This is a genomic window from Prevotella sp. 885, assembly GCF_002265625.1.
Taxonomy (GTDB): domain Bacteria; phylum Bacteroidota; class Bacteroidia; order Bacteroidales; family Bacteroidaceae; genus Prevotella.
Genome location: NZ_NOVE01000129.1, coordinates 1 through 756 on the forward strand (window position 1 = coordinate 1; position 756 = coordinate 756).

At 46.6% G+C, this 756-nt stretch carries 2 tRNA genes and 2 rRNA genes; all 4 read left to right on the plus strand.

What is annotated here, in order from left to right:
- A 16S ribosomal RNA gene (locus CHL74_RS15420) occupies window positions 1-118 on the plus strand; the annotation flags it as partial.
- A gap of 112 nt (window positions 119-230) precedes the next feature.
- Window positions 231-304: transfer RNA gene (locus CHL74_RS15425), tRNA-Ile, on the plus strand.
- A 12-nt stretch (window positions 305-316) separates the two neighbouring features.
- A tRNA-Ala gene (locus tag CHL74_RS15430) sits at window positions 317-390 on the plus strand.
- A 145-nt stretch (window positions 391-535) separates the two neighbouring features.
- Window positions 536-756 (plus strand): 23S ribosomal RNA (locus CHL74_RS15435); the annotation flags it as partial.

Consider the following 756-nt stretch of genomic DNA (forward strand, 5'->3'; position numbering starts at 1 on the left):
AAAGCCGGGGGCGCCTGAAGTCCGTGACCGCAAGGGTCGGCCTAGGGTGAAACCGGTGATTGGGGCTAAGTCGTAACAAGGTAGCCGTACCGGAAGGTGCGGCTGGAACACCTCCTTTCTGGAGAGATGCTTCGAAATATTTTATACAAGTGAGGTAAGTATTTACCTTTCTTCTTGTACCGCAAGTTTGTTTACTAAATAATTAAGAAGGTCCAGTCAACGGACAAGACAGTCCTATAGCTCAGTTGGTTAGAGCGCCACACTGATAATGTGGAGGTCGGCAGTTCAAGTCTGCCTGGGACTACTTCTTAAGCACGGGGGATTAGCTCAGCTGGCTAGAGCACCTGCTTTGCAAGCAGGGGGTCAACGGTTCGAATCCGTTATTCTCCACACTTCGTGAGAATATCATAAAGATTTCTTCACGATAACGATCTTTGACATATTGATACAAGCAAAACTGTAAGTTAAATTAATAACAACAGCTGAAAGTATGAGCTACGGTTTTCGTTGCTGAGCAATCAGGAACGGAGATTCGAAGAAAGTAGAAAAGGGCGCAAGGCGGATGCCTTGGCTCACGGAGGCGATGAAGGACGTGATAAGCTGCGATAAGCCTCGGGTAGATGCAAATAATCTCTGATCCGAGGATTTCCGAATGGGACAACCCGTCTGTCTGAAGGACAGTCACTATCTTAAGATAGAGCTAACGCAGGGAACTGAAACATCTTAGTACCTGCAGGAAGAGAAAATAAACTAATG